At 48.7% G+C, this 19,565-nt stretch carries 17 protein-coding genes and 1 pseudogene; 9 read left to right on the top strand and 9 right to left on the bottom strand.

Annotation, left to right across the window (positions count from 1 at the left end):
• Window positions 1–17: 17 nt before the first annotated feature.
• The 4 genes from pstA to EPO18_RS04485 form a co-directional block, all read right to left on the bottom strand.
• Window positions 18–857, bottom strand: a complete 840-nt coding sequence (gene pstA / locus EPO18_RS04500) for a phosphate ABC transporter permease PstA (RefSeq protein WP_292431085.1) — start codon at window positions 855–857, stop codon at window positions 18–20.
• Window positions 850–1,704, bottom strand: a complete 855-nt coding sequence (pstC, locus tag EPO18_RS04495) for a phosphate ABC transporter permease subunit PstC (RefSeq protein ID WP_292431082.1) — start codon at window positions 1,702–1,704, stop codon at window positions 850–852. Before pstC ends, pstA begins: the two co-directional genes overlap by 8 nt.
• Complete coding sequence (locus EPO18_RS04490) at window positions 1,685–2,515, bottom strand: phosphate ABC transporter substrate-binding protein (protein WP_292431079.1); 831 nt, start codon at window positions 2,513–2,515, stop codon at window positions 1,685–1,687. The genes pstC and EPO18_RS04490 overlap by 20 nt, the downstream gene beginning before the upstream one ends.
• A gap of 392 nt (window positions 2,516–2,907) precedes the next feature.
• A complete protein-coding gene (locus EPO18_RS04485; RefSeq protein ID WP_292431075.1) occupies window positions 2,908–3,051 on the bottom strand; it encodes a hypothetical protein in 144 nt (47 codons plus the stop codon).
• Between the two features lie 307 nt (window positions 3,052–3,358).
• Here EPO18_RS04485 and murI point away from each other — a divergent pair, with 307 nt between their 5' ends.
• Entirely contained in the window at window positions 3,359–4,174 is an 816-nt protein-coding gene (gene murI, locus EPO18_RS04480) for a glutamate racemase (RefSeq protein WP_292431072.1), read from the top strand.
• Between the two features lie 165 nt (window positions 4,175–4,339).
• Here murI and mtnC read toward each other — a convergent pair whose 3' ends face one another.
• From mtnC to EPO18_RS04460, 4 genes are all read right to left on the bottom strand, one after another.
• Entirely contained in the window at window positions 4,340–5,032 is a 693-nt protein-coding gene (mtnC, locus tag EPO18_RS04475) for an acireductone synthase (RefSeq protein WP_292431069.1), read from the bottom strand.
• On the bottom strand, window positions 5,029–5,589 hold the full coding sequence (locus EPO18_RS04470; protein ID WP_292431067.1) for a 1,2-dihydroxy-3-keto-5-methylthiopentene dioxygenase: 561 nt from the start codon (window positions 5,587–5,589) through the stop codon (window positions 5,029–5,031). The genes mtnC and EPO18_RS04470 overlap by 4 nt, the downstream gene beginning before the upstream one ends.
• Complete coding sequence (locus tag EPO18_RS04465; protein ID WP_292431063.1) at window positions 5,586–6,206, bottom strand: methylthioribulose 1-phosphate dehydratase; 621 nt, start codon at window positions 6,204–6,206, stop codon at window positions 5,586–5,588. The genes EPO18_RS04470 and EPO18_RS04465 overlap by 4 nt, the downstream gene beginning before the upstream one ends.
• 316 nt (window positions 6,207–6,522) lie before the next feature.
• Window positions 6,523–10,086 carry an EAL domain-containing protein gene (locus EPO18_RS04460; RefSeq protein ID WP_292431061.1) on the bottom strand — a complete coding sequence of 1,188 codons (3,564 nt, stop codon included), beginning with the start codon at window positions 10,084–10,086 and terminating at the stop codon, window positions 6,523–6,525.
• Window positions 10,087–10,295: 209 nt separating this feature from the next.
• Here EPO18_RS04460 and EPO18_RS04455 point away from each other — a divergent pair, with 209 nt between their 5' ends.
• The 3 genes and pseudogenes from EPO18_RS04455 to EPO18_RS20690 form a co-directional block, all read left to right on the top strand.
• The gene (locus EPO18_RS04455) at window positions 10,296–11,300 is read left to right on the top strand and encodes a DUF475 domain-containing protein (RefSeq protein ID WP_292431058.1); all 1,005 of its coding nucleotides are present in this window, start codon (window positions 10,296–10,298) and stop codon (window positions 11,298–11,300) included.
• Window positions 11,301–11,491: 191 nt separating this feature from the next.
• The gene (locus EPO18_RS04450; protein WP_292431055.1) at window positions 11,492–11,740 is read left to right on the top strand and encodes a DUF433 domain-containing protein; all 249 of its coding nucleotides are present in this window, start codon (window positions 11,492–11,494) and stop codon (window positions 11,738–11,740) included.
• 72 nt (window positions 11,741–11,812) lie between these two features.
• Window positions 11,813–12,082 (top strand): annotated as a pseudogene (locus EPO18_RS20690) (DUF5615 family PIN-like protein); the annotation flags it as partial.
• Between the two features lie 114 nt (window positions 12,083–12,196).
• Here the strand turns inward: EPO18_RS20690 and EPO18_RS04445 are convergent.
• Window positions 12,197–13,135, bottom strand: coding sequence for a Tim44 domain-containing protein (locus EPO18_RS04445; RefSeq protein ID WP_292431052.1), 939 nt, complete (start codon window positions 13,133–13,135; stop codon window positions 12,197–12,199).
• Window positions 13,136–13,233: 98 nt separating this feature from the next.
• Here EPO18_RS04445 and EPO18_RS04440 point away from each other — a divergent pair, with 98 nt between their 5' ends.
• The 5 genes from EPO18_RS04440 to EPO18_RS04420 all read left to right on the top strand — a co-directional run bounded on the left by EPO18_RS04440 (window position 13,234) and on the right by EPO18_RS04420 (window position 19,530).
• Window positions 13,234–13,677, top strand: a complete 444-nt coding sequence (locus EPO18_RS04440; protein ID WP_292431049.1) for a hypothetical protein — start codon at window positions 13,234–13,236, stop codon at window positions 13,675–13,677.
• A 120-nt stretch (window positions 13,678–13,797) separates the two neighbouring features.
• On the top strand, window positions 13,798–15,051 hold the full coding sequence (locus EPO18_RS04435; RefSeq protein WP_292431046.1) for a TolC family protein: 1,254 nt from the start codon (window positions 13,798–13,800) through the stop codon (window positions 15,049–15,051).
• On the top strand, window positions 15,048–16,166 hold the full coding sequence (locus tag EPO18_RS04430; protein ID WP_292431043.1) for an efflux RND transporter periplasmic adaptor subunit: 1,119 nt from the start codon (window positions 15,048–15,050) through the stop codon (window positions 16,164–16,166). The genes EPO18_RS04435 and EPO18_RS04430 overlap by 4 nt, the downstream gene beginning before the upstream one ends.
• A complete protein-coding gene (locus EPO18_RS04425; protein ID WP_292431041.1) occupies window positions 16,166–19,228 on the top strand; it encodes an efflux RND transporter permease subunit in 3,063 nt (1,020 codons plus the stop codon). Before EPO18_RS04430 ends, EPO18_RS04425 begins: the two co-directional genes overlap by 1 nt.
• On the top strand, window positions 19,225–19,530 hold the full coding sequence (locus EPO18_RS04420) for a DUF3240 family protein (RefSeq protein WP_292431038.1): 306 nt from the start codon (window positions 19,225–19,227) through the stop codon (window positions 19,528–19,530). Before EPO18_RS04425 ends, EPO18_RS04420 begins: the two co-directional genes overlap by 4 nt.
• Window positions 19,531–19,565 lie beyond the last annotated feature (35 nt).

Genomic DNA, 19,565 nt, shown 5'->3' with positions numbered 1-19,565 from the left:
TACCGGTCCGTTCAATTTCATTCATACAATACAATGTCCCTGTGCAGCCACTGTTTAGCTAAGCTCATGGCAATACTGTTGATGATTAATAAAAGCAGGATTAACATCAGCGCGGATGAATAGGCATTAGTGTCGCCGCCCGCCACGTTCATGGACAAGTCATAAATATGTACCGATAACGCCCTGCCGGAATCCAATAGAGAGTCCGGCATGCGATCGACATAACCGCTGGTAAAAATAAGTGCGGCGGTTTCAGCAACGGCGCGCCCGACACCTAGCATTAAACCGGCGATCAAAGCTGGGGCAGCGCTGGGCAACAGCAGATGAACCAGTGTTGCGCTACGCGACATCCCTAAAGCGGCGGCTGCCAGCCGATAATCATCGGGTGTTGCCTGCAAGCCTTCTTCAGCGGTACGGATCAAGATAGGTAAAACCATGCAGGCCAGAGTTAGACCGCCTGACAAAATGGAAAAACCCAGGCCCAAATAAATACAAAAAAACGCATTGCCGAACAACCCGAATACGATGGAGGGTACACCCGCCAGCACATCCAGACTGCGCCGTACCAAACGGCCAATCACACTGTCGTTTTCGGTGAATTCGCTCAACAAAACAGCGGTAGCCAAGCTAAGAGGCGTAGCGGTTACCATCGCAACCAGCAAAATCGACAGCGTCGATATGATAATCGGTCCGATACCGCCGGAACGGCCTGCATTTTTAGGCGCTTCGGCTAGAAACGCCCAAGATAGGCGGGGCAATCCGTGGATAACAATATCGGACAGCAGCCAGACAAAGACCCCGCTGACAATCAGCGCCGTCAGCCAGATTAATACCGTTGTTAGCACATTTTTAAACATGTCGGCGCTCTTGGGACATTAGTTCAGCCATACCGACTAAAAGCAGTACTACGCACATCAAGGCCAAGCCGGATACAAACAAAGCCGCGCGATGGTCACCCGTTGCGTAAGCCATTTCCAGCGCAATATTCGCAGTGAGTGTGCGTACCGAATCATACAGACTATGCGGTTGCTGCACCACATTGCCGGCAACCATTAACACTGCCATCGTTTCGCCTATGGCTCTGCCTGCTGCCAGCATGATGCCTGCGGTTACGCCCGGACGAGCGGCGGGCAAAGTTACGCCGCTGATTAAACCCCAGCGCGATAGGCCTAAGGAAGCCGCGCCGCGCAGATAGGCAGCCGGTACAGCAGCTAACGCAGCATCGGCGGTTAATGCTATGGTCGGCAAAATCATCAACGTTAAAACCAGTATTCCGGTCAACAGACTGACGCCGGGCGGATGCAGACGGCCGATTAACGGCGCTAACGTTGTTAATCCCCAAAATCCGTAAACGACCGAAGGAATGCCTGCCAGTAATTCGATCAGGCGACGATAACAACCGGCAAGAAATGACGGCGCATAATAACGGCTGAACAAGGCTGAAGCGATGCCCAGAGGCGCGGCCAGCATTACTGCCCCCAGCGTTGAATAAAACGTAGCCGACAGCATCGGCGTCAGCTTATACAAACCGTCCACCGGATGCCAGGACGTATCGTTAAAAAAACGTATCAAGGCTATATGCTGCAATACCGGCCAGGATTCCTTGAACAGAAATAACAGAACCAATAGCACTAGCGCAGCCGCAAGCAGTGCGCAGCCCCATAATAGTGCGGCCAGTTGTTTGTCAGCGAGGGACAGGGACAAAGTACTGCGCCTCGACCAGATCATTAACCTGCGGCAAACGGGCAAACTCGATGAAGTCTTTGGCAAGGCCGGCAGGTTCGCCACGGGTCACCAGATTCAACGGCCTGGATAAGGGAAAACTGCGGTTGCGCAGATTCTCTACCGATGCAGCTATGCTTTCGAGGGGCAGCAATTTAATTGCCGCACCTTGGCTTGATTCATATTCGGCTGTGCCCACAGAAACGTAGGCTATGGCATTCGGATTGCCCATCACTGTTTTAATGCCTTGTTGATTATCGCCAATGACAACTTGCGGCTTGATATCGGTATTTTTCAAACCGAAATAATGCAGAAACAATTCCAGTGTCGAGCGTCCTTCTGCTTTGTTAACCACGGTAATAGCCGCATCGTTGCCGCCGACATCTTTCCAGTTGGTGATTCTGCCGGTATAAATGTCGACGATTTGCTGTTTATTTAGAGCTTCAACGGGATTAGCTTTATTTAAAATGACGCTGATCCCATCCAATGCAATGGTAAAACTCAGCAAATCTTTTTCATCCTCCTTCAGCGACCTGGAAGCCATGCCTATATCGGCAAGTCCGGCCCGGGCGTCGCTGACCCCGCGTGATGAACCGCCGGTCTGCACATCTACCCGCACATTGCTGTGTAACGTCTCAAAGCGCTTGCCTATTTCCGCAGCAAGCGGCGCTACGGTACTGGAGCCGGTAAGCACCAGTTTTTCGACTTTTGTATCGTCAGGCTTTGTCCTCAAAAAAAACCATACTGCGCCTATAAGCAAAATAAGCGTTACAAACATAACCAATTTTTTCATGCTTAACTCCATCGTTATTTTGTATAAAAATGTGTTACACAGTGAATCCGACGATTTTACAACTGATGTAATCAATATTAATCGTCATTGCTAAATAATCCTTACATATTATTTTCTCTTAACACCTATCAGTTAAACGAGTATGTCCATTACGTCATACCGGCATGGATTCGCTACGCGCTCTGACGGGTCATGTCAGGCTATCCTGCCCGGAGTGAATCCATGACGGTATGACGCGATATTTAAAAAATGATAGGTGCTAATAAGCTCTGGCAGGCTATGCTTTTGGCTAAGAAAGAAAAGCTATTTTGGGTTTCGGCAATCTGCCGGGATAACGCGGCTTATGTTAACTTAGCAACAATGACACAACGCGTGGGAACGTGGAAAAACTCTTAACTTCTTGGGTCAGCCGGTAAATAACGGCCGGTGACCTGTTTGTAAGCGGTTGATGTTTTCTCGCCAGGGACGCCATCGATTTTAACGAAAACTCCTGGGAAACCATTAAGCCAGCGCTGTAAGTCTTCGGCTTGTTTCACGACAGTGGATTCATCCTCGCTTTTATTGACGTTTGTGTCTACAGGACAAGAAAATCGATCATTAATGAATGTATAATAAATTTCATTGAAAATGCCAAAAACTATTTGAAACTTGGCATGTCATTTTTGAAATATCGGATATATCGATGACTGAACGGCTGCCAAAAGAAAGCCCCGAATTATTTAAAATCGTTAATGAATGAAACTAAAAAAGCGCTGGTGTTAATGGATTTTATTTTTCCGTTTTTCGGAAATTCCGGTCATCGCCAAGGTACAAATGACTCTTTGACCTATGAAGTTGTAAAGCATGAGTCCTGCTGATCCCATTGGCGTTTTTGATTCCGGCGTTGGCGGTTTATCCGTACTGCATGAGATTCGCAGGGCGCTGCCGGCTGAAGATTTGCTGTATGTGGCGGATTCGGGGTACGCGCCGTACGGCGATAAATCTCAGCAATTCATCGAAGACCGGTCGATTGCGATTAGCGAGTTTTTAGTGAGCCGGAATGTTAAAGCTATTGTGGTTGCCTGCAATACGGCAACGGGCGCTGCGGTAACGACGTTGCGCTCAAGGTTCTTGATGCCGATTATTGCGATGGAGCCTGCTGTTAAACCGGCTGCAGAGAGTACCAAGTCCGGCGTTATCGGCGTTTTAGCGACCAGCCGGACATTGGCTAGCGATAATTTTGTGAAATTGTTTGCCCGATACGGGGAGGATGTCGAGATTTTGGGTCAGGCTTGCCCCGGCCTGGTCGAGCAAGTGGAGGCAGGCGATCTGTCCGGCGGCAAAACCCGGCTATTGTTAGCGCAATATGTGCTTCCGTTATTGGAGCGGAGCGCCGATACGATAGTGTTGGGCTGTACGCACTATCCATTTTTGGCGCCGTTGATACAGGAGATATCCGGGCCTGGAGTGGCTGTGATAGATTCCGCTGCTGCCGTTGCGCGGCAACTTCGCCGACGGCTTGAAGTGGGGGATTTGTTGGCAGATGAAAGCAGGGTAGGTGCGGAATGCTTTTGGACTAGCGGCGTACCGGATAAAGCCAAGCCGCTAGTTTCTCAATTATGGAAGACGAATGTTGAGGTATATGCTCTGCCTGCAAGTGCTGAGCATAAGCTGGAATAAGAGTTACCAAAGCCGGACGGGGCATGCGGTCTCGTCCGAAACGTCGCGCCTGTTGAGAGCGTTCCGAGTTAGACCTTCCAGGTTTTAAAAACCTGGAAGGTCTGCGTGACATCAGCTCTTAAGTTGACGCGTATGGGTTGCAACCCCGTCCGGCATGAGCTTGTCCTAAGCTGGCTTATTCCGACCTACATCGATTTGATCAAAACTGTTTACCTGCCGATGCTCGGCTTGCGGGTCGGGTGTGTTGTTCCGGGTTAACCAGATGGTTTCAAAACCGGCGGCTTTGGCCGCATCCAGTTCTTCTTTAATGTCCGATAAAAACAACAGCTGGTTCGCCGGCATGGCAAGCTGTTCGGCTATATTGTCGTAAGACTCTTTTTCTTTCTTGCCGCCGATATGGGTATCGAAATAACCGGAAAATAACGGCGTTAAATCACCGTATTTAGTGTGAGCGAACAACAGTTTTTGCGCGTAAACCGAACCCGAAGAATAGATATATAAATCCAGGCCTTCAGCTTTCCATGCCTTGAGGTTTGCAGCAGCATCGGGATAAATATGGCCTTTAAAATCGCTTTGCCGGTAACCGGCTTCCCAGATCAGGCCTTGCAGGGATTTTAACGGCGTGACTTTCTTATCTTCGTCTATCCATTGGATTAGCTGGGCGATGATTTGTTCGGTAGAAAGTTGGTTACCAACTTCGTTGCAGACATCTTTCAGCAGCGGCTTTACTTGCGAGTCGTCTGCATGGCTACGGACAAAGTTAGCTAGATTTACACGCGCATAAGGAAACAGCACATCTTTAACAAACAGAATCGACGAGGTTGTGCCTTCAATATCGGTAACAATGGCTTTAATCATGACAGTTCGGCAACGTATTGATCAAGGGTAGGGAAAGACGCGGAAATATCGCTGCCGGTGAAATCGGCCACCCAGCCGTCCGGCGTAGTGAACAGGCGTATGCATTTAAACCGGGGATTTTCGCCCATGTCGAACCAGTGCTTAGCATCGGCCGGTACGCTGATTAAATCGCCTTGCTCGCACAATATGGCATACACTTTACCTTCGATATGCAGGTAAAACAGGCCGCGGCCTTCGATAAAAAATCGCACTTCAAAATCGGCATGGATGTGTTCGGAAAGAAACTTCTGCCGGAAAGTGGCTTTGTCGGGATGATCGGGATTCAAGCTGATCACGTCAACGGATTGAAAATTATATTGCTGTTTCAAACGGTCGATAGAATCGCTATAGGCGGCCAGTACGGTGTCCTGATCGGCATCGGCGGCTAGCTCGCAGTTAGCCGTCCAGCGTTCAAACTGTACGCCTATGGTATTTAGCTGGGCCTGGATGCCGGAAAAATCGGTGACTGTTTTGCCCAGCTGAGGCTGATTATCGGGGTAAACGGTTAATGCGCTCATAGTCTTTTGACTCCATGCAGTCGTAATTCGCAATCAAATAAAAATTCCAGCGCCTCAAGGTGGCGCAGTGTTTCTTGCACTGAACTGCCCCAAGTATAAAGGCCGTGTCCGGCAATTATATAGGCATATATAGCGCCGTGTTTGTCCATGTATTGCTCCACTTGACCGGCCAAACGAGGGATATTCTGGTCATTGGCAAAAATCGGTATCACAACCCGGCTTTCGTGGGTGTCAATGCCAGCCAAGGCTTTTAACAGCTCATAATCTTCCAGCGCGATTTCGGATTTAAAAATCCGCGAACACAGCGTGGCATTAATCGAATGCGGGTGCAACACCGACTGAACTTCAGGGAAACGTTTATATAATGAAGTATGCAGCACCGTTTCCGCCGACGGTTTCTTGCCGTCAAGGGAGTTGGCATCGGCATCGATCAGCATAATATCGTCCAGTTGCAATTGGCCTTTGTGTTTGCCGGAAACGGTGATGGCGATGTTGCCGTCAGGCAGCCGTGCGGAAAAATTGCCGCTGGTCGCAGGCACCCAGCCTTTGCTGTCGATAAATCGGCCGGCATCAATCAGCTGATTGGCCAGATTGAAAAAATCTTCGTTGTAGGTCATGTCGGTTAATGATGGTAGTAGTGAAATGTTACGTCAATTCTTAAAAGACATCTTGCTAATCAAGAAAGACTATCACCACGAAGACACGAAGAACACGAAGTTTTATTCCTTTATGTTCTTCGTGCTCTCGGCAATTGCTCCTGCATCGCCTAAAGCGCCTACTGTTGGTGCTCTACCTCCTGCATAATCCACATGGATGTGGTGAAAGCTTCCGCTCCTGCTCACGCTCCTTACCTACATCCATGTAGGCAATGCAGAGATTGCAGGAGCAAATATCTATCCTTGCAGTCGTTCGTGTCTTCGTGGTGAATAAAACTTAAACCGGTGCGGATGGATGAGGTATTTTCCATTCCTTCGGCGCTTGCCATGCTTGCACCCAAGCCGCAAGCTCGGGGGCAGGCATCGGTTTGGCAATGCCGTAACCTTGGGCAAGGTGGCAGCCCATATGCAACAGGGCGATGCCGTGTTCGATCGACTCCACGCCTTCGGCGATAATCTCTCGCCGGAATGATTCGGCCAAACCGATAACGCCATGCACGATAGCTAAATCATCCTCGTCTACGAGCATATCGCGAACAAAAGTTTGGTCGATTTTCAGTGTTTCGACTGCCAGATGTCTAAGATAATTGAGCGAGGAGTAGCCCGTACCGAAATCATCCAGGGCGAACTGTACGCCTAACGCCTGGCAATCTTTAATAATTCGGGAGGTCAGCGATAGATCGGATATCGCTTGGTTTTCCAATATCTCCAGTTCAAAATAAGCCGGTTTGGTAGCGGGATAGCGCTCAAATGCGTAATAAAGTTGCAGCACAAAATCATCCGTTTGCAACGATCTGGCGGAGATGTTGACGCTAATCTGAAGGTGAAGCCCCTGATTATGCCAATTCTCCATGTGCTCCAACGCTTTGTCGATAACCCAGGCATCGAGTTTGGTTGCAAGTTCATGATGTTCAAGCAGCGGAAGAAAATCGCCCGGCATGACCAGACCTCGTTCGGGATGCCGCCAGCGTATCAATGCTTCCGCCCCGAATACGACACCTTGCTGCATATCGATTTTGGGCTGGAAAAAAAGCTCGAATTCCTCTTTTTCCAACGCTTGTCCAATGCGGTTTAGAGCTTCGCGATGCTCATGGAGCTGACGGTCCAGTTCCAGGTTGTAAATATGAAAGCAGTTTTTTCCCGCTTGTTTGGCTTGATACATGGCTTGATCGGCATGCCGTAACAGTGTATCCGGGTCGGTGTTGTCCTCGGCTATTCCTCCCTTTGTTGCTCTGCCTTCTGCATCCTTGCAGTCGTCAGGAAAAATACTGATGCCAATACTGGCGGATACAGAGACAGTCTGATTGTTCAAGGTCACAGGTGCGCTAATAACTTCCAACAGGCGATGCAAAGTCATTTCGCAGTCTTCAACCATTTCCAGGCCCAATAATAAAAATACAAACTCATCGCCGCCTAAACGGGCAATGGTATCGCCTTCGCGTAGGGCGTTTTTAATGCGCCGGGCAATTTCGATCAGTAGCTGGTCGCCTGCCGCATGACCTAGTCTATCGTTAATCGGTTTAAAACCGTCCAGATCAAGATAGCCGACCGCCATTGAACAGTTATCACGCCTGGTTTGAGCAAGTGCCAAATGCATGCGATCCGCCAACAGAAGCCGGTTTGGCACACCGGTCAGAGGATCATAGTGAGCAATAAGTTCCAGCTTCCGTTCTTGCTCTTTGAGCTGCGTAATATCTGAAGACGTGCCAATGTAATGTGTTATTTTTTTCTGTTCATCCGCAACCGCAGAAATGGTAAGCCACTCGGCAAATATTTCTCCCCCTTTCTTGCGGTTCCAAACCTCGCCGCGCCAGTAACCCTGCTGTTTGATGGTTTTCCACATATTCTCATAGAAGTGGACATCGTGAAGACCTGATTTGAGCAGGCTTGGTTTTGCACCCAGTACTTCATCCCGTGAATATCCCGTTATGCTGGTGAAAGCCGGATTTGAATCGATGATATTGCGCTGCGCATCGGTAATAAGGATGCCTTCCTGGGTGCTGGCAAAAACGCTGGAGGCCATACGCTGCGCTTCTTCAACCTGTTTCCGCTTGCGGATTTCCCGTTGTAAACGTACATTCCAGATCACAATAAAAGCAAGCGGCAGCAGTGCAGCCGCTGCATAGAGCAGAACAGTTTCGGTTTTTATGCCGGGCTCATATCTTAAACTCATCCAACGGTTCTGGATGGTTTGCTTTTCAGCCTCTGGAATGTTGGCTAGCGCTTTGGCAAGTATGCTTGCCAGTTCGGGATTAGCTTTAGTGGCAGCCATGCGGTGCCAGCTTTTGTAATGAGTGTCGCCGGAAAAGCCCAGGTTGAGCATGCCCTCGCGTTTAATCACATAATTTGCCGAAGCGGCATCGCCGATATAGGCATCTGCCTTGCCGCTGCTGACCATGCTCAAGGCATCGCGGACATCGTCGGCGAGGATCAGCCGTATTTCAGGATGATCATGCATTAGCAGTTCCTGCATGAAGTAGCTTTTTTCCAACGTTACCTGCTTGCCGTCAAGATGATCCAGCGTACCGATAAAGCCGTTATTGCTATCGCTGATAATGATGGCCGGGGTACTTAGATAAGCTTCCGTAAAATTTAAATAGAGTTCGCGTTCGGGCGTTTTGTTGGCGTTGGAAAGCATATCCAGCTGATTCCGTTGCGCCATTTCCAAAATCTCAGCCCAAGATTTATCTTTCACTATTTCAAGCTTTACACCCAGCCGTTGCTCGACCAAGGCAATATAATCCGCACTCAGGCCGACATAATTACCTTCGGCGTCGATCCATTCGTAAGGTGCAAAATCGCGGTCGACGCCTACTCGAATAACCGGATGCGCCTGTAACCAAGCTTTTTCCGCCAAGGTGAAATTAAGCTTATTTTGTTTTTCTTGTCCATAAACAAAACCATCAAGATGATCTGTTGAACTTATCAAGCCCAGTTGCCGATAAGTGTCGGCCATACGTTGAAAGCGTTTAATGTCGGTGTGACCGATTGTAACGGTTTCCGGCAAAATCATTTTTACCGTTACCTGTGCCTCAAACCGCAAGTGATCGGCAGAAAGCCGGTTTTCGGGATTGTATTTGTCGAGAATGATCCGGATTAGTTCGTCCTGATGTTTGAGCGCATAATCCCAGCCTTTGAGCGAGGCGCGCAGGAAACGCCGAACTCTTTCGGGATGCCGGTCTATTTCCTGTTCGGTGGTGAATAGATTATCGCTTAAAAAATCCACGCCGTAGTTGCGTGGATTAATGATATTGATTTCGATACCTTTCTTTTTGAAGTAATCAACCTGATCGGTCAGATAACTGACCATCGCATCGGTTTTGCCGTTGATCAGGTCATCGGGATTGAAGGTATTCTCCAAATGAGTAAATTCATTAGTAGAAATACCGGCTTCATAAAGCATCGCAAGTAGCGGTGCATTGTCATAACTGTCTTCCATGACCCGTTTGCCCCTAAGCTCGTAGGGGCTGTCTATGCCGGAATCTTTTAAAGTAAGGTAAACCAGCGGGCTGTGCTGGAAAATGGATGCTAAAACAACTAACGGCTTGCCGTCGAGCCGCTGTTCCAACAGGCCGGTATCGGCTACGCCGTATTGAGACTCATCTTTTAGAACTTGCTCAATATTACTGATGCCGGGAATACGCTCACGGATAGTGACATCCAGATTTTCTTCAGCGTAATAGCCTTTTTCTTTTGCTGCGTAGTATCCGGCAAACTGGAAAGAATGCAGCCACTTCAGTTGCAAAGAGACCTTTTCGGGAAGTGCGGATTCCGCCGATAAAGATGATGAACAGAGTGCCAGACACAATAAAATAGCCAACCGGAATAGAGGCATAAGCATCAGTAATTTAAAACCTGTAATTCTAGCATTTTTATATGTTACGCCTGTAAGTTAGCGCTTACGATTTTTTCTTTTATAAAGTAAGGGTAGTTCGTAGAATTTGGAAAAGTATAGCGTTGCTCAGATTTTTATAAATGTTGATTTTAAATTAAATGCACTTATAGTTGCGCAACAAAAAATATTAATCCTTAACTTTTAAAGAGTATTACATGCAGCATTTTCGTCTTTCTTTTATCGTCACTGCGCTTTGCTTAGCGGCGGCATTTTATTGGGCTGGAATAATTGGGGTTTTTATCGCCGTTATTTTGGGAGTTCTTGAAGTCAGCCTGTCATTCGATAATGCTGTTGTTAACGCATCGATTCTAAAGCGGATGGATGACCGCTGGCAGAAGTACTTTTTAACCTGGGGGATTTTGATTGCGGTTTTTGGAATGCGTTTATTGTTCCCTGTCGTGATTGTTTCGGCGGCCACCGGCATCGATTTTATGGGCGTAACCGAAATGGCGTTAAAAGACACAGCCACGTATGCCAAACATTTAGAAGCGTCGCATGTGCAAATTGCGGCATTCGGCGGCATGTTTTTGCTGATGGTGTTTTATTCGTTCATCTTCGATAAAAATAAGGAATTGCATTGGCTCGGCTATATCGAAGAAAAAATGTCCTCGTTCGGAAAGCTTGAAGCGATTGAAATTATCATGGCTTTAGGGCCGCTGTTAATTATTCAAAACTACTTGCCTGAGGAAATCCGGCTGGATGTGATGGTTGCAGGCGTTACAGGGGTTATCCTGTTCGTTGTCGTGGACAGCTTTGCGGCCTTGTTTGAACATGAGGAAGAAGGCGAACAGGTCGTCGCGACGCTTAAAAAAAGCGGCATGATGAGCTTTATCTATCTTGAAGTATTGGATGCGTCGTTTTCATTCGATGGCGTGATCGGCGCTTTTGCGATTACCCAGGATGTGGTCATTATTATGCTGGGCTTGGCAATTGGCGCGATGTTTGTACGGAGCCTGACGGTTTACTTGGTGCGGAAAGGTACGCTGGATGAATATGTGTTTTTAGAGCATGGCGCGCATTATGCGATCGGCGTTCTGGCGGGCATTATGCTGGTGAGCATAGTCCACCATATTCCTGAAGTTGTGACCGGGTTGACCGGTGCTTTTTTAATAGCGCTATCGGTGATTTCGTCGATCCGTTACAGGAAGCGGGCGGGTTGATCCAATAGTAGCGGCCGGAATAAACCTGTTTGAGCCTACTTTTGGTAGACGAGGGAGAGCGGGCGTTTCCGGTTTTGTCATGGCCGGAAACGAAAGATGAAATTAATCTTCCAGTTGCTGAATGCTGAACTTTGGTTTAATAAAGAATGGCCAATAATGATTATCTTCAATAAATCCATAAAGGCGAAAATATGAACGCAAACTCAACAAGTTTTATCAACGGCAGAATCACGGTTGATCCTGATATATGTAATGGGAAACCCACTATCAGAGGTAAAAGAATCACTGTGCAAACGATTCTCGAATTTTTAAGTGCGGGAGAAAATCAAGAAGAAATCTTAAGGCAATATCCTTCATTGGAAATGGAAGATATTAATGCCTGTCTCATTTTTGCCTGCAAACTCATGGATCATAAATATATCCTTAAAGAAGTCGCTTAAATGAAAAAATATTTGATAGATGTCAATCTACCGTGATATTTTTCCCTTTGGGCTGGCGATGAATATCAGCATGTCGCCAACATAAACGATGAATTAACAGATAGCCAAATCTGGCTTTATGCAAAGCAGCAAAACTTAACGATCGTCAGCAAAGATGCTGATTTCTCAGAACTCGTACTGTTAAATGAACCTCCTCCAAGAGTGATTCATATCAAGTTCGGCAATATGAAAATAAGGGAATTTCATCAAACATTGTCAAAATTATGGGCTGATGTCTGTTCATTAAGTGAGAGTTACAAACTGGTTCGTGTTTATCTCGATAGAATTGAAGGCATAGACTAATCCAAAAAATCGAGAATACGGGAAGGTGTGGTTGAGCTTACTTTAAGTGGGCGAGTGAAAACGTGTTTCCGGCGCACCATAACGATAAGCCGGAAACGAAAAATGTAATGTAAATTAGTCAGCTAATTGTTGAATGCCATCCAGATACCATTTGGGCTGGATGCTGACTTTCGGCTTGATAAAATGCCAGACTTCCCTGACCTGCTCCGCCTGAGCATGGGTGTCTTCACGCATGATGGTATCGAATAGCACCACGGCTTCGAGTTCAGAACCGACTTCCCTGACTTCCAGCAATTCCGCTTCCAGTTTCAGTATTTCGGTGCGATTTTCAGTATCGGACGCTTTCAGCTGATCCTGGATTTCGGCAAATACTTTGTCCGTCGTCAAACCCCTGATCTCGGCAAGATCGCGCTGATCCCAGGCTTTTTGCAGATTGGCAAAAGCTATTTTAGCGCCGCTAAGAAAAGCCTGTTGGTCGAAGTCTTTAGGTATAACGGCAGCCGGCTGCATTGATGCAGTTGTATTGTTCTTGTCTTTTTTGAACAGTATATCAGTGTCAAAACCGGAAGGACCTGTTTGAGTCGGTTGAGGTTCCTGGTAGTTTGAAACAGTATCCTGATAATTATTATCAGCATTCCGGTTATAAACGGGACGTTGCGCGGCACCGGCATTTTTGGCAGCAAACAACTTATACAGTAAAAACGCAATCCCGCCGAAAACAAGGATGTCCATAAAGTTAATGCCGTGAAAGGCGCCGCCCAGCATCGAGCCTATTAAGCCGCCCAATGCCAAGCCGCCCAACATGCCCATCAAACCGCCACGGTTAGCCCAGCCCGGTTTTGCCGCCTGGTTTGGCGTAGCCGCTTGTTGCTGGTTTTGGTTGGAAGGATGTGACGGTGGCGTTGCGGAGCGTTGATACGGTGCGCTGTAAGACGGTCTGCTGCCGAAAGAGCTGCCGCCGCCAAAGCGTTTGGCATTAGCGTCCGAGATCCCGCCTAAAGATAAGGAAAGACCGATTAATAACGTAGCAATAATTCCGGTATATTTGTTCATATGCTTACAAAATAAGATAGTTAAGGTTCATACATTATTGGGGCGAATAATTAAACAACAAGTTGTTAATTACTTTCTAATAGCATAGCATTGTCTGCATGTTTACAACACTACGCAAATTTACCGTTATTTTTCTGGCCATACTGCAATTGATTGCACCTTTGGTGCATGCGCATGCCGGAGAAAAGGTTTCAGACTTGGGGCTGCATGTTCCCGGTCTTGAGATGTACGGTGTCGAGGATGAGCCCTCTATGTCTCAGGCAGTAAGCGATGATTTCAGTTCGGGTCACATCGGTTCCCGACCGATTGCGACACTTCCGCCATCCCTGGCAGTCGAAGGAATCATCGTCAGTATCGATGCCGGAATGAAAGATAAACAAGTCAATGCAGACTTGGATAACAGTCACTATCTGTATCAACAGGCTCCGGTATTTAATGCCGCAATCTCGCCTTTCGATATTAATTTCTCTCCGCAACCGCAGCAGTTTGCCTGCCGTTTGCTGATTCCATCGCTATCCCCTCGCGCGCCCCCTGCCCAATAATTCCCACTGATATTTTAGTTCTTACACAACTGCAAAGATGTAAAAGCAGCGTAACAATGTGCCGAGAACTTTGTTGATTTTATTTGTAAAGCGGCGTTAAACCCGCATTGAGCTTGATCTATGTTTTTCCTGAACCTTTTCAGCAGGTGTTTGTCTGTTTATTTACTGACAGCATCGCTGAGTTTTGCCGATTCGGCCTATGTTGTCGAGCATTATGACCGGATTGAAACCGATGCGACTTTAAGTTTGTCCAAAGTTGTTGATTTAACGTTAGAGAAATACCCTGACATAACCTGGCTTGCCGCGTTGGAAGAAGAAGCCAAGGCGATAGAAAAGCGCGGCGACAGTTGGACGGCGGGTGCGTCGCAATTGGGGCTTCGTTATCAGGAAGCGACCAGCGGTACATTGCATTATATTGATGGAGTCGTGGAAGTGCCGTTATGGAATCCAGGCCAACGCGATGCCGAACAAAAATTAGCAAAGCTGGCGGAAAGCAGCGCAATGTCGCAATCCGATGCGGTTAAATTACGAGTGGCTGGATTGGTCAGGGCCGCCTTATGGAATATTGCATTGGCAGACTTAAGCTACGAACAGGCGAAAATCGAGCTTTCAGTTACCGATCAGTTATTGGGTAAGGTGCAGCGGCGTGTCGAGTTGGGCGACTTGCCCAAAGCCGACTTATTGTTGGCGCAAACGGAGTTGCTGCAAAAACGCTCATTAGTGACTCAAGCTGAAGCTGAATTAATGCACGCCCGTAAACGTTATATCAGCATCACACAAATGACTAAAGTTCCCGGCGATTATCAGGAGAAGCTGGCAGACACACTGAAAATTCAGCAAAACCATCCGGCATTAGTCGCGATTAACAGTCAAATCGAACGTAAACAAGGCGAACTGAATGCGGTTAAATTAATAGATTCCGGCCAGACCAATGTTGCCGTCGGCGTCAATAGCGACCAGTTCACTAATGACCCTCGAAGTAATCAAACGGCAAGTTTCAACATCGGCGTTATCGTTCCGTTCGGCGGCAGCGCGCATTTGGCACCACATGTTGCCGCTGTTAATGTCGAATTAAATAAGCTGATTGCAGAACGCGAGCAAATGCACCGCGATTTGGAACAGGCGCATCACGAGGCTGAACATAATCTGGAAGTCAATCGTGTTGAACAAGGTATCGCCAATGAATTAAAACAGGTGGCTGAGGAACATTTAAAAATGACTAACTTAAGCTTTTCGGTAGGGGAGATTAACCTGATGGATTTATTAAAAATCCAGTCCAGAACCCAGCAAGCCGTATTAAATGCCAAGCAGCGAGCGGTCATAATACAGCGAGATATAGCGCTTTATAACCAAGCCGTAGGAGTTATGCCATGAGCCCGTTTTTCGTCCGTTCCGCAATGGTATTGGTATTGAGTCTGGCCGGTTTCGGCCGCGCGGTTGCCGAAGACAATATTCAAATTTCCGAGGAAAACCTTCAAAACCTCGGCGTAGTCTTGAGCAAGCCGGAGCCTGTTACACAAATTCCGGTTTTATCTGCCCCGGCCAAGGTGGTGATTCCACCGACGCAGGAATATGTTGTCAGTGCATCGCAGGCCGGCGTCATCGATAAAATGAATGTCGCAATAGGCGATAAAGTTGCAAAAGGACAGGTTCTGGCCCAGCTCAACAGCCCTGACCTGTTGACGCTGCAACGGGAATACCTGAAAGCGGGCACGGCACAACAAGCGTCCTTGATTAATTACAATCGCGATAAAAAACTGCTGGAAGAAGGCGTGATTCCGGAACGGCGCTGGCAGGAAACCAGCAGTCAGTATAATTCGGCAGTGTCCGAAGCGGATGAACATCGGCAATTGCTGGAAATCGCCGGGATGACCTCCGGCGAGGTTAACCATCTTGCCAAAACGCACCGGTTAACCCGTCAGCTCAATGTCCGGGCGCCCATTGCCGGCGTGGTAATGGAGCGCTCAGCCGTTGCCGGGACGCATATCGATATGATGGCGCCGCTGTACCGCGTCGCCAATCTGGATGAACTTTGGCTGGAACTTAATATCCCGCAGGAACGTATGAGCAACATTAAAATCGGCGATCGGGTCATGGTTGAAAACTCCGAACTCAGCGCAAAAATCACTTTGCTGGGACAAAGCATAAATCCGGAAAACCAGACTATGCTGGCCCGAGCGGTAGTAGAGAACGCGCCGCGCGGGAGCGAGACATTTTTGCGCCCCGGACAACGGCTCAATACCCGGATTATCCAATCCAGCGACAAGGCGGCTTTTAAAGTTCCCAATACGGCTATCGCCCAGAACGAAGGCAAGGCCTTCATTTTTATCCGCAACCAGCAAGGATTTTCTGTGACTCCGGTTACCGTAGTCGGCAAACAGGATGACGAGTCGATTATCAGCGGCGAGCTTACCGGCGATGAACAAATTGCTGTTAAAGGCGCGGTTGCGCTCAAAGCGAACTGGCTTGGGCTGGGGAGTGACGAGTAATGGCAAATCTGATTGGCTTTGCGCTGGGCCAACGACTGCTGATGATGTTGTTGGTCGGGCTGCTGACGGGCGGCGGCTATTATGCATTTAAAAACATCCCGATTGATGCTTTTCCTGAAGTGTCGCCGACTCAGGTCAAGGTGATCGTCAAAGCCCCAGGCATGACGCCTGAGGAGGTCGAGGCCAGGATTACCGCACCGATCGAGGTTGAGCTGTTGGGCATTCCGCATCAAACCATGTTGCGTTCAATCGCCAAATACGCGCTGACCGACATCACCGTCGACTTTGAAGAAAGTACCGATATTTACTGGGCGCGTCAGCAGATCGCCGAACGCTTGAATACGATGTGGGGGGATTTGCCTGCGGGCATCGAAGGCGGCATTGCCCCGATGACCACGCCCTTAGGCGAAATGTTCATGTTCACCATAGAAGGCGGAGGTTTGAGCCTGATGGAACGGCGCAGCTTATTGGACTGGGTGATACGCCCTGCATTGCGCACGGTTCCCGGCGTTGCCGACGTCAATTCGCTGGGTGGCATGGTCAGGAGCTTTGAAGTAATCCCCGATAATATTCGGATGTCGGCCAGAAACATCAGCATGGCCCAACTGACGGCCGCACTGGAAAGCAATAACCGTAATGACGGCGCAGGACGTATGACCGACGGCGAAGAGGCTTTGATCGTCCGAGCCGAAGGCCGCATCAAAACGTTGGACGATGTCGGCGTTATCGTAGTCGATAACAAAAACGGCATTCCTGTTACGGTCGGCGATGTGGCGCAAATCAAAATCGGCGCATTAACCCGCTACGGCGCGGTCAGCAAAAACGGCGAAGGCGAAGCGGTTACCGGACTGGTGCTGAGTTTGCGCGGCGCTAACGCCAGACAAACCATTGCCGGCATAGAGAAAAAACTGGCTGAAATCAGTCCGGGTTTTCCTAAAGGGGTTGAAGCGAAGGTTTTTTACAATCGCGGCAACCTGGTGGATAAGGCGGTAGACACGGTTCTGCACGCTCTGCTGGAAGCTATCGTGCTGGTCGTGATTCTTTTAATTTTATTTCTTGGCAATTTGCGCGCTGCATTGGTGGTTGCTTTGGCCTTGCCGTTGGCCGCATTGTTTACCTTTATTTTGATGAACTACATGGGCATGTCGGCCAACCTGATGAGCTTGGGCGGTCTTGCGATAGCAATCGGCATGCTGGTCGATGCCGCCGTGGTGGTGGTTGAAAACCTGATCACTCATCTTGCGCATGTCGAAAAAGCGCAACGCCTGCCGCGATTGCACGTTATTTACCGCGCGACCCGCGAAGTTGCAGCGCCGGTGGTATCCGGCATTTTGATTATTATTATCGTGTTTTTACCGTTGCTGACTTTACAAGGGTTGGAAGGCAAATTATTTACTCCGGTGGCTCTGACTATCGTGTTTGCGCTTAGCGGTTCGCTGGTGTTGTCGCTGACGGTGATTCCGGTAATCGCTTCTTACTTGCTGAAAGAAGTGTCGCATGAAGAGCCCTGGTTGCCGAGACAGTTGCAGAAATTCTATCAGCCAGCGTTAGTCTGGTGTCTTGCCAACAGCAAAAAAGTATTTATCGCGGCAGGTTCATTACTGGTTTTGACCGTGTTGGTGTTTAGCCAAATCGGCAGCACCTTTATGCCGACCCTGGACGAAGGCGACATCATAGTGCAACTTGAAAAACTGCCGTCGATTACGCTGGACCAATCCGTGGCCTTGGATCTTCAGGTGCAAAAAAAGCTGCGTGAAAATATCCCGGAAATCGTCGATATAGTCGCCCGTGTCGGTTCCGACGAGTTGGGGCTTGACCCTATGAGCCTGAACGATACCGATACGTTTTTAATACTCAAACCTAAAAAGCAATGGCGCATGGACAGCAAGGAACAATTGCAGGATGAGATTAGAAAGGTCATGGCGCAAGTGCCGGGCATCGCTTTTCAGTTTACCCAGCCGATTGAAATGCGCGTTTCAGAAATGTTGACCGGTACGCGCGGCGATGTCGCTGTTAAATTATTCGGCACCGATCTAGGCGTATTGAATGAAAAAGCCCAGCAAATAACGGAAGTTTTGAAACACATAAGCGGCGCCAGCGATGTGTTCGCCAAGCAAAATGAAGGGATGCAGTTTTTGCAACTAACCATCGATAAATCGGCCGCCGGGCGTTTGGGCCTCGACAGCGACAGCATTGAAACGCTGCTGCGGGCGCAGATCGAAGGCTTAAAGTTGGGCATAGTGCAGGAAGGCATTAAACGCACGCCGTTGATTTTGCGCGGCGACAGCAATACCGCCGATTTCGATAACCTGCAAATTGCGTTGCCGAATGGCGGGCAGGTGCCGGTTACCGCAATAGCCAAAATTGAAAAAGTGGAAGGCGTGGTGTCGGTGAACCGGGAACATGGCCAGCGCTTTGTGGTTATCACCAGCAACGTGCTGAACCGGGACTTGGTAGGCTTTGTCGATGAAGCGCGCAAAGCGGTTGCTGAGAAAATCGATTTGCCGACCGGCTATAATGTTGAATTCGGCGGCCAGTTCGAAAACCAGCAACGCGCTGCGGCGACATTGTCATTGGTCATCCCGGTTTCGCTAGGCCTGATCTTTTTATTGTTGTTTTCAACGTTCGGTTCGGTCCGCCAAGCCGTATTGGTGCTATCCAATATCCCGTTGGCGATGGTCGGCGGCGTGTTCGCGTTATGGCTATCCGGCGAATATTTATCGGTACCGGCATCGGTCGGTTTTATCGCGTTGCTCGGTATTGCGGTGCTAAACGGCGTGGTGATGGTCAGTTATTTTAATCAGCTGCTCGCAACCGGCATGGATTTGGTTAAGGTGGTGCAGGTCGGTTCCGCCCGGCGTTTGCGGCCGGTGCTGATGACCGCCAGTATCGCGGCATTCGGCCTGATTCCGCTTCTGTTTGCGACCGGGCCGGGTTCCGAAATTCAACGGCCGCTGGCTATCGTCGTGATTGGCGGCTTAGTGTCGTCGACTTTCCTGACCTTATTTTTGCTGCCGATTTTGTTTAAATTATTCGGTTTGCCGAAGGAGGTCGAACAATGAATATCGAGGAGTATTTAGTCACACTCGAAGTGCCGCCCAGCCTTGAAGAAGCGGCCGTCGATTGCTTGCTGACTTTGGAATCGGAACACGGCTTCAGCAGTTTCCCGGTCAACTCCCATGATCACCGGAATGAAGGCTTGTCGCTGGCCGAACAGGTCAGCGGGCGGCAAAAGAAAATCCGTTTTCAAATGTATGTGCCGGAGCATAGCTTGGCCGCGTTATTGGCGCAATTGAAAGCCGAGTTTTCCGGCTCGGGGATCAAATATTGGGTGCTGCCGGTGGTTGAAAATGGGATTCTTTGAGATAAAAGTCTGGATTTCATCCGTATCGGTTATTG

The organism is Methylobacter sp., from assembly GCF_004322395.1.
In the GTDB taxonomy this organism is placed as follows: Bacteria; Pseudomonadota; Gammaproteobacteria; order Methylococcales; family Methylomonadaceae; genus Methylobacter_A.
Note: the sequence above shows the minus strand (reverse complement) of the source record. Positions and strands in the feature narration are given on the sequence as shown.